Below are 2,457 nucleotides of genomic sequence, written 5' to 3'. Positions count from 1 at the left end.
GGGCTACTCCACCGAAGTCAATGGCCTGATGGAAACAGAAGAATTGACACCCAATACGGATTTGCAAATAATTTAGTAGATGACAATATTGGGATTGGACTTACTGTATTAAATCATAGAGAAGTATTTACAGATTATAATTTTTTTCAAATTAACGGCGCTTTTTCATACCGAGTAGACATCAATAGGGATTGGCGACTTAGATTGGGTATAGAAGGTGGATATGGAAGAAAAGATTTTAATTTTGGCAATCTTCTATTAGAAGACCAAATTAACATCAATACAGGTGCCATTTCTGGAAGCAGTATCGACCCTGGATATCAAAAAAACAAAAACAATATTAATTTTGTAGATTTTTCAGCTGGTGTATTAGTAGACCAAGAAAACGCTTGGTTTGGAGCCACATTGAAACACCTCGGTAGACCAGATATTTCTTTTACTGAAAATGGCAATGTACCTTTAGATTTGTATTTCACCTTACATGGCGGGTATTTCTTTGAATTAAATAATACCCCTTTCATGATATTACCACAAGATTCCAATCTATTATTTTCGTTCAATTACATGAGACAATCACAATATAACAGGTTAGATTTTAGTACTTCATTAGAAATGAACACTTTTGCTTTTGGAATAATTGCTTCTACCAATCCAGAAGGAAAAAGCCCAAATAGTCATGTTTTAACTTCATTAAATCCCTTTGTTTCTATGCGAGCTGGCGAATTCAAATTGGGGTATTCCTATGACTTAAATACTTCAAAATTGGGAAATGGTCAAGGTGTACATGAACTTTCTTTAACCTGGCAATCAAGCTACACGTGTAGAGATTGCGACAATTATAAAATGAAATTAAAAAGAATTTAATTAATAATTGACATTCAAATCATAAATCTTGTCACACATAAACAAACGTTATAATTTTTATTTAAAATGTTAAAATTAACATAATTGTAATGTGATAAATTACTTTTGTTAAAGTGTATTCTATTAATTAATTGGATTATAAAAAATAAAATATGAAAAAATTAGTACTATTTATTATTGGAGTTACATTTCAAATATCAAGCGCTCAAATCATTAATTTTCCTGATTTAAATTTTAAAAATGCCTTGTTGGACTTACCAATTAATTACGATTCCAATGGTACCATTTTTCCAATGATTGATTTAAATAATGACGATGAAATTACACAAGCCGAAGCACAATTAGTGCAAAAATTAAACCTTTCTTATGCAGAACTAAACGACCTTACGGGTCTTCAATTTTTTATTAACCTAAGAAGTTTTGACTCGTTATTTTTTAACGGATCAAGTTTTAATTTTCCTGGTTTAATTAACCTTGAAAACCTAACATTATCAAATGCGGTAACCGGACAAAGCAATTTAGTTACTATCAATCTTTCAAGTAATATAAATTTAAAAACAGTTTCTTGTTATACAAATGCAAACACAATAAATTTAAGTAATTTAACCCAGTTAACCAACCTTACGTTGTATGGTAATTTTACATCTTTGAATATAAATGATTCAGAAAATTTATTGTTTTTAAATATTTCTGCCCCACTAAATTCTCTTAATTTAAGCAACAATACCAAATTAATTAATATTAATCTTGCTGGTACTACATTTTCAAATTTAGACCTTAGTGCATGTCTAAATCTTGAAATAATTGAAGTATCAAATGGTGAAATGCAAACCTTAAATTTAGGGAATCTAAAACATGTTAGGTATTTATTTGTACCAAATAATAGATTGACTTCTTTAAACGCAAATAATTTTTTTAATTTAGAATTTATTAACTGTCAAAACAACCTATTAACTAATTTATTTTTAGAAAACGGAACCATCGAGCAATCAATTGATTTTAGTGGAAATCCAAATTTAGCATCGATTTGTTGTGATGCAAACGAGATTGTATACATTCAAAATGATTGCAATATTCTGGGTTATAACTCAACCGTTTCTAACTGTACTTCATCTGCAAGACAAATTTCAATGTTTCCTAACCCTGTAAAAAATCAATTACATCTTAGTGCGGGTGAAAATATTGAAAAAGTAGAATTTTTTACAAGTCATGGATTATTAATCATGACCTCAACTGATGCAAATAATCCAATTGATATGGAAAATATTCCTTCTGGAATGTATTTTATAAAGGTATATGTCGCCAATGATGTAACCGAAATGAAAGTAATCAAATTATAATTTGACTAAGTTTTTAACAGATTTTTTCTTGTTATGATTGGACTTTTGTTACTATTTTATTGAGGTTTGAAGGTTTTTTTGTTAAAATAATAACTAAATTGTTGTAGATAATAATCAAAAAAATCTTCGAGTGGATCTGCTTAAAATAAAGTGGTAATTGCTAAAAAGAGAGAACAGTATTTGAAATGAGAAATAAAAATGCATAAAAAAACCCGAAACTTACGTTTCAGGTTTTGTTGCGGAGAAAGAGGGA

Annotated in this window: 2 protein-coding genes; both read left to right on the top strand. The window is 28.9% G+C overall.

Going from position 1 to position 2,457, the window contains the following annotated elements; genetic code table 11:
• Positions 1-864: PorP/SprF family type IX secretion system membrane protein (locus ABWP60_RS09525; protein WP_353151789.1), on the top strand; the 864-nt coding region annotated here is incomplete at its 5' end.
• A 152-nt stretch (positions 865-1,016) separates the two neighbouring features.
• Positions 1,017-2,204: a T9SS type A sorting domain-containing protein gene (locus ABWP60_RS09520; RefSeq protein WP_353151787.1), complete on the top strand. Its 1,188-nt coding sequence runs from the start codon at positions 1,017-1,019 to the stop codon at positions 2,202-2,204.
• Positions 2,205-2,457 lie beyond the last annotated feature (253 nt).

The sequence above is a fragment of the Flavobacterium sp. genome (assembly GCF_040402895.1).
Classification (GTDB): Bacteria; Bacteroidota; Bacteroidia; order Flavobacteriales; family Flavobacteriaceae; genus Flavobacterium.
This window is presented reverse-complemented; position numbering and strand designations above follow the sequence as displayed.

Bases quoted from the DNA above. Each gene is read 5' to 3' on its own strand.
- ABWP60_RS09520 (WP_353151787.1), top strand. From the start codon at position 1,017: ATGAAAAAATTAGTACTATTTATTATTGGAGTTACATTTCAAATATCA.